The sequence below is a fragment of the Mesorhizobium newzealandense genome, from assembly GCF_042682145.1.
Lineage (GTDB): Bacteria > Pseudomonadota > Alphaproteobacteria > Rhizobiales > Rhizobiaceae > Mesorhizobium > Mesorhizobium newzealandense.
The window spans coordinates 82,823-99,242 of the sequence record NZ_JBHUGZ010000008.1 but is presented as its reverse complement, the minus strand read 5'-3'; the positions used below and the strand labels follow the sequence as shown (position 1 = coordinate 99,242).

Annotated in this window: 16 protein-coding genes; 9 read left to right on the top strand and 7 right to left on the bottom strand. The window is 63.5% G+C overall.

Annotation, left to right across the window (positions count from 1 at the left end; genetic code table 11):
• Nucleotides 1-17 precede the first annotated feature (17 nt).
• From ACFSOZ_RS13480 to ACFSOZ_RS13450, 7 genes are all read right to left on the bottom strand, one after another.
• The gene (locus ACFSOZ_RS13480) at nt 18-1,319 is read right to left on the bottom strand and encodes an MFS transporter (RefSeq protein ID WP_379098446.1); all 1,302 of its coding nucleotides are present in this window, start codon (nt 1,317-1,319) and stop codon (nt 18-20) included.
• 58 nt (nt 1,320-1,377) lie between these two features.
• Nucleotides 1,378-1,575, bottom strand: a complete 198-nt coding sequence (locus ACFSOZ_RS13475; protein WP_379098443.1) for a twin-arginine translocation signal domain-containing protein — start codon at nt 1,573-1,575, stop codon at nt 1,378-1,380.
• A 404-nt stretch (nt 1,576-1,979) separates the two neighbouring features.
• Nucleotides 1,980-2,777, bottom strand: coding sequence for an ABC transporter ATP-binding protein (locus tag ACFSOZ_RS13470; RefSeq protein WP_379098440.1), 798 nt, complete (start codon nt 2,775-2,777; stop codon nt 1,980-1,982).
• 10 nt (nt 2,778-2,787) lie between these two features.
• Nucleotides 2,788-3,678, bottom strand: a complete 891-nt coding sequence (gene ntrB / locus ACFSOZ_RS13465) for a nitrate ABC transporter permease (protein ID WP_379098437.1) — start codon at nt 3,676-3,678, stop codon at nt 2,788-2,790.
• 81 nt (nt 3,679-3,759) lie between these two features.
• On the bottom strand, nt 3,760-5,076 hold the full coding sequence (locus tag ACFSOZ_RS13460) for a CmpA/NrtA family ABC transporter substrate-binding protein (RefSeq protein WP_379098434.1): 1,317 nt from the start codon (nt 5,074-5,076) through the stop codon (nt 3,760-3,762).
• Nucleotides 5,077-5,435: 359 nt separating this feature from the next.
• On the bottom strand, nt 5,436-6,674 hold the full coding sequence (locus ACFSOZ_RS13455; RefSeq protein WP_379098431.1) for a CmpA/NrtA family ABC transporter substrate-binding protein: 1,239 nt from the start codon (nt 6,672-6,674) through the stop codon (nt 5,436-5,438).
• 2 nt (nt 6,675-6,676) lie between these two features.
• Nucleotides 6,677-7,279: an ANTAR domain-containing response regulator gene (locus tag ACFSOZ_RS13450; protein WP_379098428.1), complete on the bottom strand. Its 603-nt coding sequence runs from the start codon at nt 7,277-7,279 to the stop codon at nt 6,677-6,679.
• Nucleotides 7,280-8,850: 1,571 nt separating this feature from the next.
• Here ACFSOZ_RS13450 and ACFSOZ_RS13445 point away from each other — a divergent pair.
• The 9 genes from ACFSOZ_RS13445 to ACFSOZ_RS13405 are packed head-to-tail and all read left to right on the top strand — an operon-like array spanning nt 8,851 to nt 16,420.
• The gene (locus ACFSOZ_RS13445) at nt 8,851-9,900 is read left to right on the top strand and encodes a PilN domain-containing protein (RefSeq protein ID WP_379098425.1); all 1,050 of its coding nucleotides are present in this window, start codon (nt 8,851-8,853) and stop codon (nt 9,898-9,900) included.
• A 2-nt stretch (nt 9,901-9,902) separates the two neighbouring features.
• Nucleotides 9,903-10,502: a type II secretion system protein GspM gene (gene gspM / locus ACFSOZ_RS13440; protein ID WP_379098423.1), complete on the top strand. Its 600-nt coding sequence runs from the start codon at nt 9,903-9,905 to the stop codon at nt 10,500-10,502.
• Nucleotides 10,499-11,080, top strand: a complete 582-nt coding sequence (locus tag ACFSOZ_RS13435; RefSeq protein WP_379098420.1) for a hypothetical protein — start codon at nt 10,499-10,501, stop codon at nt 11,078-11,080. The genes gspM and ACFSOZ_RS13435 overlap by 4 nt, the downstream gene beginning before the upstream one ends.
• The gene (locus ACFSOZ_RS13430; protein ID WP_379098417.1) at nt 11,077-12,000 is read left to right on the top strand and encodes a hypothetical protein; all 924 of its coding nucleotides are present in this window, start codon (nt 11,077-11,079) and stop codon (nt 11,998-12,000) included. Before ACFSOZ_RS13435 ends, ACFSOZ_RS13430 begins: the two co-directional genes overlap by 4 nt.
• The gene (locus tag ACFSOZ_RS13425; RefSeq protein WP_379098414.1) at nt 11,997-13,640 is read left to right on the top strand and encodes a GspE/PulE family protein; all 1,644 of its coding nucleotides are present in this window, start codon (nt 11,997-11,999) and stop codon (nt 13,638-13,640) included. The genes ACFSOZ_RS13430 and ACFSOZ_RS13425 overlap by 4 nt, the downstream gene beginning before the upstream one ends.
• Nucleotides 13,640-14,857 carry a type II secretion system F family protein gene (locus tag ACFSOZ_RS13420; RefSeq protein ID WP_379098411.1) on the top strand — a complete coding sequence of 406 codons (1,218 nt, stop codon included), beginning with the start codon at nt 13,640-13,642 and terminating at the stop codon, nt 14,855-14,857. The genes ACFSOZ_RS13425 and ACFSOZ_RS13420 overlap by 1 nt, the downstream gene beginning before the upstream one ends.
• Complete coding sequence (locus ACFSOZ_RS13415) at nt 14,854-15,321, top strand: prepilin-type N-terminal cleavage/methylation domain-containing protein (RefSeq protein WP_379098409.1); 468 nt, start codon at nt 14,854-14,856, stop codon at nt 15,319-15,321. Before ACFSOZ_RS13420 ends, ACFSOZ_RS13415 begins: the two co-directional genes overlap by 4 nt.
• On the top strand, nt 15,318-15,689 hold the full coding sequence (locus ACFSOZ_RS13410; RefSeq protein WP_379098406.1) for a type II secretion system protein J: 372 nt from the start codon (nt 15,318-15,320) through the stop codon (nt 15,687-15,689). Before ACFSOZ_RS13415 ends, ACFSOZ_RS13410 begins: the two co-directional genes overlap by 4 nt.
• A complete protein-coding gene (locus ACFSOZ_RS13405) occupies nt 15,686-16,420 on the top strand; it encodes a hypothetical protein (RefSeq protein ID WP_379098404.1) in 735 nt (244 codons plus the stop codon). The genes ACFSOZ_RS13410 and ACFSOZ_RS13405 overlap by 4 nt, the downstream gene beginning before the upstream one ends.

Here is a 16,420-nt window from a genome sequence, read left to right as displayed (position 1 = left end):
CCTGATCCGCTCCTGTCTCACTCAGCCGCGTAGGAAAGGGCTGGAGCTTCGGCAGCCGCCACGCGCTCCATCCGCCGGATGCTGAAGTGCATCCAGGCAAAGCCGGCGACGACGATCACGAAAAGCAGCATGAAGCAGCTCGACCACAGGCCCGTGAGATCGTTCAGCGCGCCGAAGGCGATCGGCAGCACAAAGCCACCGAGCCCGCCGATCATGCCGACAAGGCCGCCGACCGCGCCAACGCTACCCGGATAGTAGGCCGGGATGTGCTTGTAGACGGCAGCCTTGCCGAGGCTCATGAAGAAGCCGAGGACGCTGGCGACGGCGATGAAGGCAACCGGCCCGATGGCGAAGTGGAAGGCGATCGGTCCGCTGGCGCCGTGAACGACATAGTCCGCGGGGGGCAGCGACAGGATCAGCGTGGCCACGGCCGACACCGCGAAGGTCCAATAGAGCACTGTGCGAGCGCCGATCCGATCGGAAAGCACGCCGCCATAAGCACGGAAGACACTTGCCGGGATCGAATAGGCTGCGCCGATCATGCCGGCGGTCGCGAGCCCGAAGCCGTAGACACCGATCAGATAGCGCGGCAACCACAGCGATAGCGCCACGAACGCACCGAAGGCGAAGAAATAATAGAAGGCGAAGCGCCAGACCTGCAGGTTCTTGAGCGGCGCGAATTCCTGCCAGAAGCTTCTCGGCGGTGCGACCTTGCCCGCGCGGCGCTCACGGATGACCGGATCGTCGCCGGTCGTGAACCAGAAAACGACGGCCATGACGACGAGCGCGGCTGCCCAGATCTGCGCAACCGACTGCCAGCCCCAGGCGAGAAGAACGAACGGTGCCAGGAACTTGGTGACCGCGGCGCCGACATTGCCGACGCCGAAAATGCCGAGAGCCGTTCCTTGCTTGCCGGCGGGGAAGAAGCGCGAGACATAGGCGACACCAACGGCGAAGGCGCCGCCGGCGAGCCCGACGCCGAGCGCGGCGATCAGCATCTGCCCATAGGTATGCGCAAAAGCGAGCAGAAAGGTCGCGACCGCCGCTGCAAGCATGGTCGCCGTGTAGACCAGCCGTCCGCCGTACCGGTCGGTCCAGATGCCGAGCACCATACGCACGAGCGAGCCGGTAAGGATTGGCGTGCCGACGAGCAGGCCGAACTCCGTCTCGTTCAGCCCCAGCTCCTGCTTTATGCGCACGCCGATGATTGAAAAGATCGTCCACACGGCGAAGCAGACGGTGAAGGCGATGGTGGACATCGTGAGCGCCTGCCGGGAAGCATTGTCCTGGCTCGGCGCGGCTGAAAGATTTGCAGTCATTGTCAGGCTCCGGATTGCGGCGTGGGAGGCGCCGCCCTTGTCTGTTCGTTCGCGACCGTCAGCGGCGCGGCATCGGCGAAATGGTTGAAACCGACCTTTGCGCGATCACTTCGGGACCCTTGCCGTCAGTCTTGGCGCCTGCGGGAAAGAGGAGGAGCGCGGCGGTGAACAGCGCTGCCGTCAGCGCGCTGCTGGTCAGAAAATCGCGGCGCGTGAAGTCCGCGAGGGACGCGCCAGTTCCGATCCGTTTCGTCATCGTCGTCTCCCGGTTGGGCGCCGCTTGGGACCAGCGCCGTCGATTGCGTGTTCGGTCAAAACAAAAAAGCTGCCGGTCAGGTCGCACGCGTCCGTCCATCCGGGATCGCGTATTGACCTGAGCGGCAGCTTTGCCTGTGGCGCCCGCCATTGGACGCCGTGTCACTTGGCCCTACGGACCTACATTCTCAAAAGCAGGAAGCGTGCCAATTCGACAGCGCTCTGAATTATCGAATGAAATCAATGTGAACCGCAGCCGCGCGACTTTCGACCAAGCCCTGCAGCGGATCAAAGATTAGTCAGAATGCCTTGCACAGCAGCATAATATTTGTGCAATGCGGTAGACTGCCCATTGCCGATGCAGATTGCCAATTGCCGGTGATGACGAGTTTTTCGGTCACAGCCTTACTCCGCGGCTTCGACGAAGCGGTGGCGTTCGTAGAGGAACTTCAGCACCGCCTCGCGGCAGCGCAGGAAGGTGCGGTCCGAGGAGAGTTCGACGCGCCGGCGTGGGCGGGCGAGTGGCACCGCAAGCACCTCGCCGATGGTTGCCGCCGGACCGTTGGTCATCATGACGATGCGGTCGGAGAGCAGCACCGCCTCGTCGACATCGTGGGTGATCATGATCGTCGTCGAGCCGAGCCTGGAATGGATGTCCATCACCGCGTCCTGCAGATGGGCGCGCGTCAGTGCGTCGAGCGCGCCGAACGGCTCGTCGAGCAGCAGGATCTTAGGCTCCATGGCCAGCGCCCGGGCAATGCCGACGCGCTGCTTCATGCCGCCCGAGATTTCCGCCGGGCGCTTGTCCCTGGCATGCGCCATCTGCACGAGGTCGAGATTGCGCATGATCCAGTCATGCCGCTCGGTCTTGCTTTTGCTGCGGCCGAAGACTTTCGACACCGCCAGGTTGATGTTCTCGTAGACGGTCAGCCACGGCAAAAGGCTGTGGTTCTGGAACACCACGGCGCGTTCGGGTCCGGGGCTGTCGACCTCCTTGTCCTCGAGCAGAACGGCGCCGGCGGAAACCTTGGTCAGGCCGGCGATCAAATTGAGCAAGGTCGACTTGCCGCAGCCGGAATGACCGATGATGGAGACGAATTCGCCCTTGTCGATGGTCAGCCTTATGTCTTTCAACACCTCGCTGACCTGGTTGCCGCGGGCAAAGGTTTTGTCGATATGATCGAGTTTCAGATAGGCCGTCATCGCCCTCTCCTCACTTTGCCGTTGTGCCGCGGGTGACGAAGGCGCCGACCGCCGCGACCAGGCGGTCGAGGCAGAAGCCGGTGACGCCGATATAGGCGAGCGCGACGATGATATCGGGCAGCCGCGACGAGTTCCACGCGTCCCAGATGAAGAAGCCGATGCCAACGCCGCCGGTCAGCATTTCGGCGGCGACGATGGCGAGCCAGGACAGGCCGATGCCGATCCGCAAGCCGGTGAAGATGTAGGGCGCCGCCGCCGGCACCATGATCTTGGCGAAGAATTCGAACTGGTTGAGCCGCAGGATACGCGAGACGTTGCGGTAATCCTCGGGGATGTTGCGCACGCCGACGGCGGTGTTGATGATGATCGGCCAGATCGAGGTGATGAAGATGACGAACAGCGCCGACGGGCTGGAATCGCGGAACGCCGCCAGCGACAGCGGCAGCCAGGCCAGCGGCGGCACGGTGCGCAGGATCTGGAACACCGGGTCGAGACCGCGCATCGCCCAGATCGACTGGCCAACCAGCGCGCCGAGCGCGACGCCGACGATCGCCGCCAGGCCAAAGCCGATGGCGACGCGCTGCAGCGAGATCAGCACCCGCCAGGCCAGCCCGATATCCTGCGGGCCATTGTTGAAGAACGGATGCGCGATCAGGTCGTAGGCCTCGTTCCACACCTGACTCGGCGGCGGCAGGCTGGCGGTCGGCGACGAGCAGGCGATCTGCCAGACGATCAGCATGAGGGCGATGACGATGGCCGGCGGCACCAGCGCACTGGCCAGCTTGCCGGCGATCACGATCGGATCGAAGCGGCGCCGCGCCTTGGCGGTGAAGGCGATGACCTCCGCTGGCTTGGCCGGGAACGCTTTCACCTTTGTGTCCTCGATTGTCTGGATCGACATGTCTGGGAAAAACTCCGTGGGGCAGGTCCTGGATCGGAATTGAAGGCGGCAAGCGGCGCCATGGGCGCCGCTTGCCGTCTTCTATGCCGAGGCCTTGATTTTCAGGCTGTCGAGATAGGCGGACGGGTTGGCCGGATCGAAGATCTTGCCGTCGAAGAAGGTCTCGATGCCGCGCGACGAGGACGCCGGGATATCGGCGGCCGCGACCCCGAGGTCCTTGGCCGCCTCGCGCCAAAGATCCTCGCGGTTGACCTGACCGACCAGCGCCTTGATGTCGGTGGTCGGCGCGAACTTGCCCCAGCGGATGTTCTCGGCAAGGAACCACGAGTCATGGCTCTTGAACGGGTAGGACACGCCGCCCTTCCAGAACTTCATGTAGAGATCGGTGCCGGTGGCGACGCGGCCATTGCCGTAGTTGATGTCGCCCTTGAGGCGGCCGATGATGTCGGCGACAGGCACGTTCATCCATTGCCGCTTGCCGATGATCGCGGCCATCTCGTCCTTGTTCTCGCGAGCCTCGCACCATTGCTGGGCTTCCATGACGGCCATCAGGATCGCCTTGGTGGCGTTCGGGTATTTGTCGATGAATTCGGCGCGCAGGCCGAGCGCCTTTTCGGGGTGGCCCTTCCACAATTCGCCGGTCGTGGCGGCGGTGAAGCCGACGCCCTGGTGCACGAGTTGCTCGTTCCACGGCTCGCCGACACAGAACACGTCCATGTTGCCGACCTTCATATTGGCCACCATCTGCGGCGGCGGCACGACGATGGTCGAGACATCCTTGTCGGGATCGATGCCGCCGGCGGCCAGCCAGTAGCGCAGCCACAAATCATGGGTGCCGCCCGGGAAGGTCATGGCGGCCTTGATGTCCTTGCCGGCCGCCTTCTTGGCGGCGAAGGCGTCCTTCAGCTTCGAGGCATCGAGGCCGACGCCGGTGCCGGCATATTCCTGGGCGACCGAAATGCCCTGGCAGTCGTAGTTGAGCCGCGCCACAATCGCCATTGGCATCGGTTGATTGTTCTGCGTCACCTTGCCGGTGTGCATCAGGTAGGGCAGCGGCGTCAGGATATGCGCGCCGTCGATGCCGTTGGCAGCACCCCCGAGCATCAGATTGTCGCGCGTCGCGCCCCAGGAAGCCTGCTTGAGCACCTCGACATCGGGCATGCCGTATTTGGCGAACAGGCCCTTCTCCTTGGCGATCATCAGCGGTGCGGCATCGGTCAACGCGATGAAGCCGAGCTTGGCGCCGGTGACCTCCGGCGCGGTCGTGGCGGCATAGGCGCCAGAGGGGAAGAGCTTGCGGGCCGCCATGAACAGCCCCGCCGTCAGCGCGCTGCTGGCGAGGAAATCGCGGCGCGTCATGTCCTTGAGTGTCGTTCCAGTTCCGATCCGTTTCGTCATCGTCGTCTCCCGTTGGGCACTGCTTGGGATCAGCGCCGTCGATTGCGTGTTCGGTCAAAACAAAAAAGCCGCCGGCCAGGCCGCGCGCGTCCGTCCATCCGGGATCGCGTGTTGACCTGAGCGGCAGCTTTGCCTGTTGCGCCCGCCATTGGACGCCTGTTCCGTGACCCCGAGAAGAGTCTGCTTATTGCAAAGCAGGAACCGTGCCAGTTTCGTAGTGGATGACAAACATCAATGAGATCAACGACATGTCACAATCGTCAGTGCGCCGGCCGGCCGGGCGAGCAAGCCAAAGATTGTTCATTAGCGCAGATGCACGCACAATTTTTGTGCAATGCACAAGAATGGCGCGGAAATGATCAGGCTTCCGCGCGGGCCGATTTCTGATGCGCGATGTAGGCGTCGATCTCGTCGGGATCGAAGATCTGGCCGTCGAAGAAACCGTCGGGACCGAGCACCAGGCTTGCCCCCGCCGAACCGACCGGAGTCGCGGCCTTCAGTGCGCCCTCGACCTTGGCATTGGCGCCGGGAAGTGCGACGCCAAGCGGCTTCAGCGCCGAACGGTAGAGGTCGGGACGGTAGCAGTCGCGGGCGATGGCGAGATTGTCCGGCGTGTGTTCGACATGCCCCCAGCGCACCATCTGCGTGTAGAACCACAGCGCATGGCTCTTCCAGGGAAAGTTCGCCGCCTTGTCGAAGGGCAGGAAGAAGTCGTCGATGGTCCGCTCGGCGCCACCGCCCAACTCGAGGCGTCCCGTCAAGATCGGCATCTGGACCGCCGGCGGCAGGCCGAGGAAGCCGGGCTGTGCCATCACCGCCGCCAGTTCGCCGTGGTTGGCCGGATCCTGGCACCAGCGCGCCGAGTGGTGCAGCGCGCGCAGCAGCGCCGCAAGCGCCTCGGGGTTCTGCTCGGCCCACGCCTTGCGCACGCCGATCACCTTCTCCGGGCTGTTGCGCCACAACAGTGCCTTGACGGTGACGATGTGGCCGGTGCCGGCGGCAACCGAGGCGCTGTTCCAGGGCTCGCCGACGCAGTAGCCGTCGATGCGCCCAGCGGCCAGCGCGTCGGCCATGAAGGGCGGCGGCACGATGACGATCTCGATCTCGCGCTGGGGATCGATGCCGCAGGCGGCGAGCCAGTAGCGCAGTTCGTAATTGTGCCCGGAATGCGGATGCACCACGGCGAAGCGCAGCGGGTCGTGGCCGGCCACCGCCCGCTCACGGATGAGCGCGCCAAGTGCGGCACCGGCGCGCGCCGGATCGAGATCGGGCTCGGCGCCATGCGCTGCCATGCCGGCCCAGACGGCGTTGGAAATGGTGACGCAATTGCCGCCGAGACCGAGAGAGAACGGCACGATGGTCTCGGAGGCGAGCGGCGTCAGCCCGAGATTGCAGGCGAGCGGCATCGGTCCCAGCATATGCGCGAGATGGAAGTGGCCGATGGCGATGCGGTCGCGGATGTTGGCCCAGGACGTCTCGCGGTGCAGCGTCAGGTCGATGCCTTCGCGTGCGGCGAAACCAAGCTCGCCGGCCGCGACCAGCACGGCGCTGTCGAACAGCGGCATGAAGCCGGCGGTGATCTGATGCCTGGCGCCCATGCTCATTCGTCCTCCGCCGGTCCCAGCAGTCCGGCGGCGGTCACCAGGCTCTGGGCGATGTCGCTGATCTTGCGGTTCTGGTTCATCGCCGTCTTGCGCAGCAGCGTGTAGGCGGCCTCTTCGCTCAGGCCGCGCGACTTCATCAGGATGCCCTTGGCGCGATCGATCACCTTGCGGCTCTCGAGCTCGCTGCGCGCCTCCTCCAGTTCGCGCGCCATGCGCGAAAAGGCGTTGAAACGGCTGACCGCCATGTCGAGGATCGGCTTGACGCGCTCCTGCCGCAAGCCGTCGACGACATAGGCCGAAACGCCGGCATCGACCGCCGCCTCGATCGAGGCCTGGTCGGAGCGGTCGACGAACATGGCGATCGGCCGCTTCACTGCGCGCGACAGCTGGAACATGTTTTCCAGCATGTCGCGGTTCGGATTTTCGAGATCGATGACGATGACGTCGGGCTGGATCTCGGCGATGCGCCGCGCAATGCCGGTCACGTCATGGACGACCGTGACCCGCTCATGGCCGGCCTCCCGCAACCCCGCCTCGATGATCGCGGCGCGGATGCGGTTTTCATCGATCACCAGGACGGCGAGTGCGGTTCGAACCATGCCCTGCATTGTCACCAAGCGAGGGAATTGTGCAATGCGGGATAATCCAAAGATCCCGACATTCGCTGATCGCCGCGGGTAATGTGGCGGCCGGCCCCCGAAACGTCATAGCTGGCGCCACCGAGGTTGCAACGCTGCAGCGGCCCGGCACTGAAAAGAAAAGGTGCACCGTCACCGTAATTCCATTGAGGGTCGTTGGTGGTATAAGCACGAGGCCATATGCAGGAAATCCATAGGTAGAGCCGTCCGGTGGCCAAATCGTATTCAGAATCTAACGTGAACTTAATAACGGACGCGCTCGGACATATAGCCAGCAATCCAAGGATACATATCGGAGAAAAGTACATTCCAGAAAATCTAATCGCAAGGCTAGTGAGCGATTTGATCGCTAGCGGGATCTAATATTATTTCAATAGAAAAACATAATAGCTGGTGGAAAGTATCTTCAGGAACGGATTGGCTTCAGAAGGAAGATGGGTGCATATCATATGACGAATGTTACTCATTTGTCACAATAAATGGAGCAGAAATGTTTAGAGATAGAGTTGGAGTTATACTTAACACTTTCTCGTTAGCGATGGTTACAGTTGGAATCGACGGAGTAAAGGTGATAAAGGGCGTTTACGAGAGCGGCGATCTGTCGCTAGATCATAACTATATTAAAAAAATGTTGTCGGTAGAGAGATGTTTGTAAAGCTGCCATCCGAAATTTTCATACCCCCGGCCTGACTGGAATTACGGTGACAGTGCACTTTTTCATGTCCGCCCGCCCTCACCGTATGTAGACTAGCCGCATGGCCCGCATCGCCGTTCCCGGTTACCGCACCACGTGACGCAGCGCGGTAACGGGCGCGCCAAGGAATTACGGTGACAGTGCACTTTTTTGCGGTTCGCCCGAACACCTTGCGCGCAGATTGAGCGTCGCGTCGGCCAAGGGCATCGGGTCGGCCTCTGGGCAGCGAGGCATTTCTGGACCAGGTTGACGAACAGACCGGAAAAACCGTGAAATCTGGAAGCGAGGCAGGCGACCAAACAAAAATGGTGCACTGTCACCGTAATTCTCAAAGCAGGCACTGCCAAATGCCATATCGAATCAAGAGAATTCTTTTAAAGACCGGCGAGATACTGACGGAGCGAGACCTCCCCGGCGGGGGTACTTTGGTAGACGAGGAGGCTCCGGTCGTCGGCGACGTGGCGGAAACCACGGTTCGGGGCCAGTCTATCAAGGTCGAAATAATATGGGGTCATTGGGCCGAGCGCCGATCCCGTAACCCGGATGTGATCGTCCCTTTGCGCGCGAAGGAGGTTTAGCACACCTATGAACTACTAGAATTACGTGACAGTGCACTTTTTTCTATTTTCGCCTTGCTGTCGTTGTGTGCAGAATAATCGCCTGCCCGCATTTGTCGTCCCTGCCTGCCGCAGCGTTGCGCTTGAGCACCTCTAACCAACAAACCTGTGGCCAACCGCCCGTCCTCGCCTTCGCGAATATCCGCATCACACCAGCATCTGTAGTAGTCTCAGCCTGAAAATCCTGGCTGAGAATCAGCCGGGGTGGCGGGTGGCTGGTCGTGGCGACACTCAACGCGCAGGTTCTGGATTTTTTCGACTGGTGGCTCGATGAGCTGCGAGGCGTCTGGTCGCGGGTCGCGCCCAGGCAAAGGCAATCTTCCACAGGCGACTGGATCATCAGCCTGGCGGATGATGGCATCCGGGCGCGCGAGGCCAATGCGCCGGAGTTCCAATCGATCCCGTTGGCGCTCACGGCGTCCTCGGACGAAATCTTGGCACTTCTCCAGGGCGGGCCTCGGCGCAAACGGCCGACCTTCGATATCCGGATCCAGCCCGGGCTGTTCCTGACCCGGCAGTTGGCGGCGCGGCGGCTGCCGCTTCGGCAGGCGCGGGACATGGCCGAGCTCGACCTTCTGGCCTCGACGCCGATCGACCCGGCGCAGGTGCATGTCGTTTTCGCCAGGCATGTCGAGCAGGAGTGCGTCTACCAAGTTGTCAAGGCGAAGACGCTTGCGGCGGTGCTGGACGCGGTCCGCCGGGCTGGCGGGTCGGTCAGGGGTCTGTCGCTGTCGCAACCCGAAAACACGCTACAGGCTGATCTGCTCAGCCTGGCCGCGATCTGGCCGCCGACCGCGCGCGACCGACGCGCCCGGACTGTCTGGGTGACGGCCTGTTCGATGCTGGCCGCGGCAGCGCTCGTCACCTTCGCGCATGCACATTGGCGCAGCTGGCAGGCCGGCGCGGAACTCGACGCGCAGATCGCCGATGCGCAGGTGCTGGCCAAGGCGGCGCGCACCTCGCTGCAGAAGCGCCAGACCGGCATCGAGCAGATCGAGAAAATCCGTCAGGAAAAGAAGACCACCGCGTCGCTGGTCCGCGTCTGGGCCGAACTGACGCATCTGCTTCCCGACACCGCCTGGCTGACCGATCTTTCGGCCAAGGGCGACGACCTGACCATCACGGGCTTTTCAGCCTCCGCCGCCGAATTGATTAAGCCGATCGACGATTCGCCGCTGTTTTCGGCGCCCGAATTCGCCTCGCCCGTGGTCAAGATACCCGGCCAGGACGGCGAACACTTCACCATTTCGGCCAAGATCGGAGCGCTCTGACGATGCTCTCCGCCATCCTCAACACCAGCCCGATGGTTCGTCGCCTGATTGCGCTGACAATCGCGGCGGTGACGGCCTGTGTCCTGGCCTGGGTGGTGTTCGCCGCGTTCGACAGCGTTGCCTCGGCGCAAGCCGGGATCGAGGAAAAGCGGGAGCTTCTCGGCCAGTTGCAAAGCGTGGCGGCATTGGCAAGGCGCCTCGACAGCGCCGCCAGCCCGGTGGCGACGGCAAATCCCGAGTTTCTCACCGGCGAAAGCGAAGCGATCATTCGCGGTGGGCTGCAGACCCGGCTGAACGCGATAGCCACTGCCAATGGGGTGAATGTGCTATCGGCCGGCAATGCGCCGGTGCTGAGCGAAGCCGGCGTCGACTACATCGGGCTGCGGGCCAATCTTTCGGGGCCGCTGGAGGGCATTCACAACGCCGTTCTTGCAATCGAAACGTCGCTTCCGGTGCTGTTCATTCGCGAGGCCACCTTGCGCACGACCGATGTCGGGCCGGTCGCAGGGCGCAGCGGCGACCCCGAGATCTTTGCCGAGATCCTGTTTTACGGCCCACTGCAAACGCAGGTGGCGCCGGCGCCCGGCGGGGTCAAGCCATGACCGGGAAATTCGCCGGCCTGGCGATTGCGGGTCTGATCGCGGGCCTCGTACTGGTCAATGTCGCGCTCTACGACACGCCGGTCGACATCTCGCCGGTCGCTTCCGGCAAGGGGCATGACGGCGGCGTGGCTTCGGCGACAGGATCGCTGCAGTTCCCAGAGGCCGGCAATTTCAGCGAGACGTTCCAGCGACCGCTGTTCACGCCGACACGCCGGAAATTCGTGGCCCCGCCAGCCGGGCCGCCGCCGGTTGAGGTTGTCGCGGCCGCCGTTGAACAGCCGTCGGCACCCGAGGCAGCACCCGCCGCTGCGCCATCGCTTCTGGGCATCAGCATCCATGGCGGGGCGGCGAAGGCGCTGCTGCGCGTCGCCGGCAGCGAAGCCGCCATCTGGTATGGCAGCGGCGAGACGATCGACGGCTGGAAGGTTTCTTCGATAGACAAGGATCATGCCGTGCTGGAGCGGGATGGCAAGGTGGCGCACATCCCGCTCTATCCGCCGTGGAAGAATGCCCCGCCACCCGCAAATGCCCCCTCACCCGCAAATATCCCGCCACCCCCGAATGAACCGCAATTATGAGCGACCGCACATCTCATGAAAGCGCAAACGCAGGGGGCGAAAGCACCAGCAGCGGCTTTTCGCTGGTCGCCGTGCTGGTGTTCATGCTGATCGTCTCGGCGATCGTCGTCCCCTTTGCCGTCACCGCGAAAACACGGCTGATGATCGCCAACAATGAGGTCGAGCAGGAACGCCTGTCGCTACTTGCCGAAGGCGTCGGCAATGTGGTTGCGAGCGAGTTGGTCGGCGGCTCCGGCACAAAAATTTTTGCGCTGGATTTTGCGCCGGCAGCGTGCCGGGAGGGAAATTTCAGCTTCGCTGTGCGCGTCCAGGATCATGGCGGGCTGATCAACCTCAATGCCGCGGACGACACACTGCTGGCGATCGGTTTTGCATCGCTCGGCTTCGAGCGGCAGACAGCGCAAGCGCTGGCCGAGGCCGCGATCCGGTTTCGTGACAGTGCCAAGCTGTTTGCTGGCCAGCAGCAGCCCAGAAGCCCGGTGGGGCCGCCCCAAGACAAGCAGGCGCCGTTCGAATCGGTTTCCGAACTGCAGGAGTTTTCAGCACTTGCGTCGACGCCCTTGCGGGCCCTCCACGCTGTCTTCACGGTCAACTCGGAGCGCAGCACGATCAGCGCCGATCGTGCGCCGAGCCGTCTTCGCGCTGCTCTTGCCGGCGGCAGCAGCGCGTCGGTCACTGAAGCGGCGGCCGATGCATCGGCCTACACGGTCGACGTGGTCGCAAGACGCGACGAATCCGGCATCACAGGCGAAGCCGGGTTCATCATCGAGAGGTCTCCGGTCAGCCCCACGGCATTCCAGCGCCTCTCCCGGAGCCCGGTCACCGACCCTGGCACACTGCCAGCCGTCGCCGCCACCGCCGACTGCGAGGTGCTTTTCGGCACCGAGGCGGCGCAGCTCCTGCGCGGGTGGAGCTCATGAACGCTTCTGCCCAGACCCAGGGGATCGAAGCGTTTCTTGCCTTTCTCGAGGGCGAGAAAGTGCTGACCGCGCATGCGGCCCAGCGCGCTCTGGGGGCATCGCGAACAAGCGGGCACCCGTTCGATACGGTGATGACCGAACTCGGCCTGATCGGCGAGCAGGAGCTTGCCAACAGCCTCAGCCGCTACCTCAACGCACCGACGCCGGTCGAGATTCCCGAACAGGTCAGCCCCGAAATGCTGGCAGGCGTGCCGCTGGCCTATCTGCGTGAAAACGCGATCCTTCCGCTGCAGATGGATGCCGAGCGGCTGGTAGTCGCCGTGGCCGATCCGTTCTCGTCGGCAACCATCGACGCGCTCGCCTTTCACTATGAGCGGACACTGGCGCTGCGCATATTGCCAAGGCGCACGATTGGCGAATGCATCGACCGCATCGAGCAATCGGCCATGGCGGCCGTTTCAAATGGCGGCAACGGTGGCGAGACCCTGGATTTCGGCCCCGACGACCTCGAACGGTTGAAGGATTTTGCGCGTGAGGCGCCGATCGTTCGCTTCGTCGCCGAGACCATCCACAAGGCGGTCGATGCGAGAGCCACCGACATCCACATCGAGCCGCTCGAGGATCACGTCCGCATCCGCTTCAGGCATGACGGCATGCTGTCCACCGTCGACACCGCCTCGATCGCGATGCTGTCCGGCATTTCCACCCGCATCAAGATCCTGTCGCGGCTCAACATTGCCGAACGGCGCTTGCCGCAGGATGGACGCATGCGCATTGCCGTGCGCGGCCGCGACATCGACCTGCGCGTCTCGGTCATTCCGTCGATTCACGGCGAAGCCATCGTGCTTCGAATTCTCGACCGCGCCGGGGTCGAATTGCGGTTGGAGAAACTGGGTTTCGACGGCACCGCGCAAGCGAAAATCCGCAGCATGTCGCAAGCCGCCAACGGCATCGTGCTGATCACCGGGCCGACCGGAAGCGGCAAGACGACGACGCTCTATTCCATCCTCGCCGAGCGTTCGCGCCCGGATGTCAAGATTTTCACCGTCGAGGACCCGGTCGAATACCGGATGGCCGGCATCACCCAGCTGCAGGTCAATCCGGCGATCGACCTCGACTTCGCCGCCGCCTTGCGTTCGATCCTGCGGCAGGACCCCGATATCATCCTGCTCGGTGAAATCCGCGACCGGGAGACGGCGCAAGTCGCGGTCCAGGCGGCCCTGACCGGCCATCTGGTGTTTTCGACGCTCCACACCAACAGTGCGGCGGGGGCACTCACGCGTCTTCGCGACATGGGCATCGACGGCTATCTGCTCGGCGCGACGATCAGAGGCGTCATCGCACAGAGGCTGTTGCGCCGTATCTGCCCGACCTGCCACGGCGCGGAACAAACCGGTCCGGCCTGCCGCACCTGCAACGGCTCCGGCTACAGCGGGCGCACGGTGACCTACGAAATGCTGCAGGTGTCGCCACGCATCGCCGAGCTCATCGACCAGGGTGCCGGCGAAATGGAGATCGGGAAAATTGCCGCCGAAGACGACCTGGTGCCGATGTCCGTCCACGCCACCGCACTTGCCCGGTCGCAGGTCACCACGATGGACGAAGTCCGGCGTGTCATCGATCTCGCAGGAGGCGGCTGATGCCGGCCTTTGCCTATCGTGCCTATCTCGTCGACGGCAGCACCGAGACCGGCGTTCTCTATGCGTCGACCAAGCAGGATGCCGCCCGCAAATTGGCGCAGCAGGGCCGCCGCTCCTATCATCTTGCCCCGGTGAACGGCGAGAGGCAGCAGCTTCGCCTGCCGGGGCGCAGCGCGCTGACGTTTACCCGCAGGGTCGATCTCAGCCGTCTCTTTTCCGAGCTCTCGGTGCTTCTGAACGCCGGTTTCACTGTCGACCGCGCCTTGAGCGCGGTTATTTCGGGCGAAACCAACCACCAGCGGCGCCAACAGCTGCAATCGGTGCTCGATCACACCACAGGCGGCCGGCCGATCGCCGAAGCATTCGCCGGCCTGCCGGGCATCACCTCAGACGTTGCCGCCTTGCTCGCCAGCGGAGAGCGCAGCGGCAAGATGGCCTATATATGCCAGCGACTGGCGGATACGTTTGAGGCAACGGCCAAGCGCCGTGCGGCAATCGTCGAGGCTTTGGCCTATCCGGCTTTCCTGCTGCTGGTCATGAGCGGCGCGCTGGTCATTCTGGCGACGGTTCTGGTGCCGGCACTGGAACCGATCTTCGAAGGCTCATCCGGCCCAAAGCCGTTCACCATGACCATGCTTTCGGCGCTCGGCACGGTGTTCAGGGACTATCCGTTCGTTTTCCCGCTGGCGGCGGTCCTGGCCCTGCTTTCCTATCTCTTGCTGTCCCGGTCCGCAGGCGCCAGAAAACGCCTTTCGCATTGGCTGTTGAAAATCCCGCTGATCGGCGCGCTGGTCAAGGATGCGGTGATCGCGCGCTATCTGGAAACGCTTGCGCTGCTGCTCGGCAATGGCGTGGCGATGACCGAGGCGCTTGGCCTGGCCGCCAGGGTTTCCAGGCAGAACTCACTGGCGGCGAGCTTTGCCACGATCGAAGAAACCGTCGCAAACGGCGCCCGCCTGCATGGCGCGATCGTCAAGGTGGGGATTTTCGACAACGCCACGATGTCGCTGGTCTCGCTGGGCGAAGACGCGAATGCACTTCCGGTGGTGCTGGATCGCGCCGCGAAAATGCTTCAGCTGACGCTGTCGCGGAGGATCGACACGGTGCTGAAGCTGTTGACGCCGGCGCTGACGATTTCGCTCGGTTTTCTCGTCGGCAGCCTGGTCATTTCGGTGATGACCACGATCCTCAGCATCAACGACCTGGCGCTGCAATGACAGCGCCGGGAGCCAGCGCATCGGCGGACGCGACGGCCGGATTCACACTGGTCGAAATGCTGGTCGTGCTGGCGATCATGGCCCTTGTCGCGGCGATCGCCGCACCGGGGCTCGTCAGCAATTATCGGACCAGGAACGTGGAGACGCTGGCCGGCGAGATCACCATGCGGCTGCGCCTGTCGCGCACATCGGCAATCGCCACCGCCAGGCCGAAGCAGGTCGTTGTCGATCTCGGCGCTCGCCTCATCCGTTTTGGCGAGCGAGACATCGTCACCCTGCCCGACGATGTCAAAATGACGGTAATCACCGGCCAGGAGACTGTCGCTGGCCGGCAGACGGTCTTGACCTTCCTTCCGGACGGCAGCGCTTCCGGCATGGATATCTCCCTGCAGCAAAAGGGACGGACCACGCGCATCGCCGTCAACTGGCTGACCGGGCTTCCAACGTGGCGCGCACTGCCATGACAGGGCCATCGTCGCGAGCCTCCTCCGAAGACGGGTTCTCGATCCTGGAGATGATCGTCGCCATGACCATCCTAGCGCTTGTGCTGGGCATCGCCAGCCAGTCGATCGTGCTGGCGAGCCGCAGCATCGCCGCGGCCAAGCGCCAGGTCGAAGCCGCCAGGACCGTCCGTACGATGCTGGCCGACTACGAAGCCCAAGTCCAACCCATGGCGCAGAACATGACGCAACCCGGCTGGACCCTGAAGACCCGCACGATAGACGTGTCGAAGGCGAAGGTAACCGCTGTTCTCGTCGAGAAGACCGGTGGAGCGTTTCCAGGCGGGCCGTTTTTGACCTTCGTGCCCGCGCGGGACCCGGCGACCCGATGAGCGGCCTGTTCTCTCGCGCTCGCTCGAAGGTCCGCGCCGATCGCGGACGGTGGCGTCTTTCAGGCGCCCCTCCGCCCGGCCGCAAATCGCCGCCGGGACCATCGGCGTCGGTTGAGGGTTTTGCGCTCATCGACGTGTTGGTCGGACTGGCACTGATCGGCGTGATCACATCGCTGATGATGGTCTTCCTGAGCCAGGCCCGAACGATGGTGCGCATCGAAAAGGCAACCGAATTCCAGATGGAGGTCGACGCCGCATCGCGGTTTCTGGAAACCGCGATCAGCCACGCCGAGCCGTTGCCACTGTCCAAGTCGTCGCCGGACATGGTGCTTTATCTCAACGGCGACAGTGCCCGGATCGAATTCAACGCCGTTCAGGCGATCGGCTTCAAATCCTCGGCACTGCGCGAAATGGCCGTTTCGCTTGGCAACGGTGGCCAGGCCGGGGGCGCGCTGACCATTGTCCAGAAGACACGGCGCGGCAGCGGAGCCGGGACGTCGACGCCGAGCCAACCGGTGCGGCTGATCAGCGGTGTGAGTGCCATGAAACTCGAATATCTCGACGGCTCAGTGGCGGCCTCATCGTGGTCGCCGAGCTGGAATGTGCCACAGCGCCTGCCCGCCGCCGTACGGTTCACCATCTCGGTTCTGCGGGATGGTGCGGCCTATTCGGCGAGAGGTTTTGCACGCCTCGACCTGGCAAATGCCCAGGTGCAGCCGCGCACGAAATAA

Bases quoted from the DNA above. Each gene is read 5' to 3' on its own strand.
- ACFSOZ_RS13450 (WP_379098428.1), bottom strand. From the start codon at position 7,279: ATGGTTCGAACCGCACTCGCCGTCCTGGTGATCGATGAAAACCGCATC.
- ACFSOZ_RS13420 (WP_379098411.1), top strand. From the start codon at position 13,640: ATGCCGGCCTTTGCCTATCGTGCCTATCTCGTCGACGGCAGCACCGAG.
- ACFSOZ_RS13430 (WP_379098417.1), top strand. From the start codon at position 11,077: ATGAGCGACCGCACATCTCATGAAAGCGCAAACGCAGGGGGCGAAAGC.
- ACFSOZ_RS13415 (WP_379098409.1), top strand. From the start codon at position 14,854: ATGACAGCGCCGGGAGCCAGCGCATCGGCGGACGCGACGGCCGGATTC.
- ACFSOZ_RS13410 (WP_379098406.1), top strand. From the start codon at position 15,318: ATGACAGGGCCATCGTCGCGAGCCTCCTCCGAAGACGGGTTCTCGATC.
- ACFSOZ_RS13435 (WP_379098420.1), top strand. From the start codon at position 10,499: ATGACCGGGAAATTCGCCGGCCTGGCGATTGCGGGTCTGATCGCGGGC.
- ACFSOZ_RS13470 (WP_379098440.1), bottom strand. From the start codon at position 2,777: ATGACGGCCTATCTGAAACTCGATCATATCGACAAAACCTTTGCCCGC.
- ntrB (WP_379098437.1), bottom strand. From the start codon at position 3,678: ATGTCGATCCAGACAATCGAGGACACAAAGGTGAAAGCGTTCCCGGCC.
- ACFSOZ_RS13455 (WP_379098431.1), bottom strand. From the start codon at position 6,674: ATGGGCGCCAGGCATCAGATCACCGCCGGCTTCATGCCGCTGTTCGAC.
- ACFSOZ_RS13460 (WP_379098434.1), bottom strand. From the start codon at position 5,076: ATGACGAAACGGATCGGAACTGGAACGACACTCAAGGACATGACGCGC.
- ACFSOZ_RS13480 (WP_379098446.1), bottom strand. From the start codon at position 1,319: ATGACTGCAAATCTTTCAGCCGCGCCGAGCCAGGACAATGCTTCCCGG.
- ACFSOZ_RS13405 (WP_379098404.1), top strand. From the start codon at position 15,686: ATGAGCGGCCTGTTCTCTCGCGCTCGCTCGAAGGTCCGCGCCGATCGC.
- ACFSOZ_RS13475 (WP_379098443.1), bottom strand. From the start codon at position 1,575: ATGACGAAACGGATCGGAACTGGCGCGTCCCTCGCGGACTTCACGCGC.
- gspM (WP_379098423.1), top strand. From the start codon at position 9,903: ATGCTCTCCGCCATCCTCAACACCAGCCCGATGGTTCGTCGCCTGATT.
- ACFSOZ_RS13425 (WP_379098414.1), top strand. From the start codon at position 11,997: ATGAACGCTTCTGCCCAGACCCAGGGGATCGAAGCGTTTCTTGCCTTT.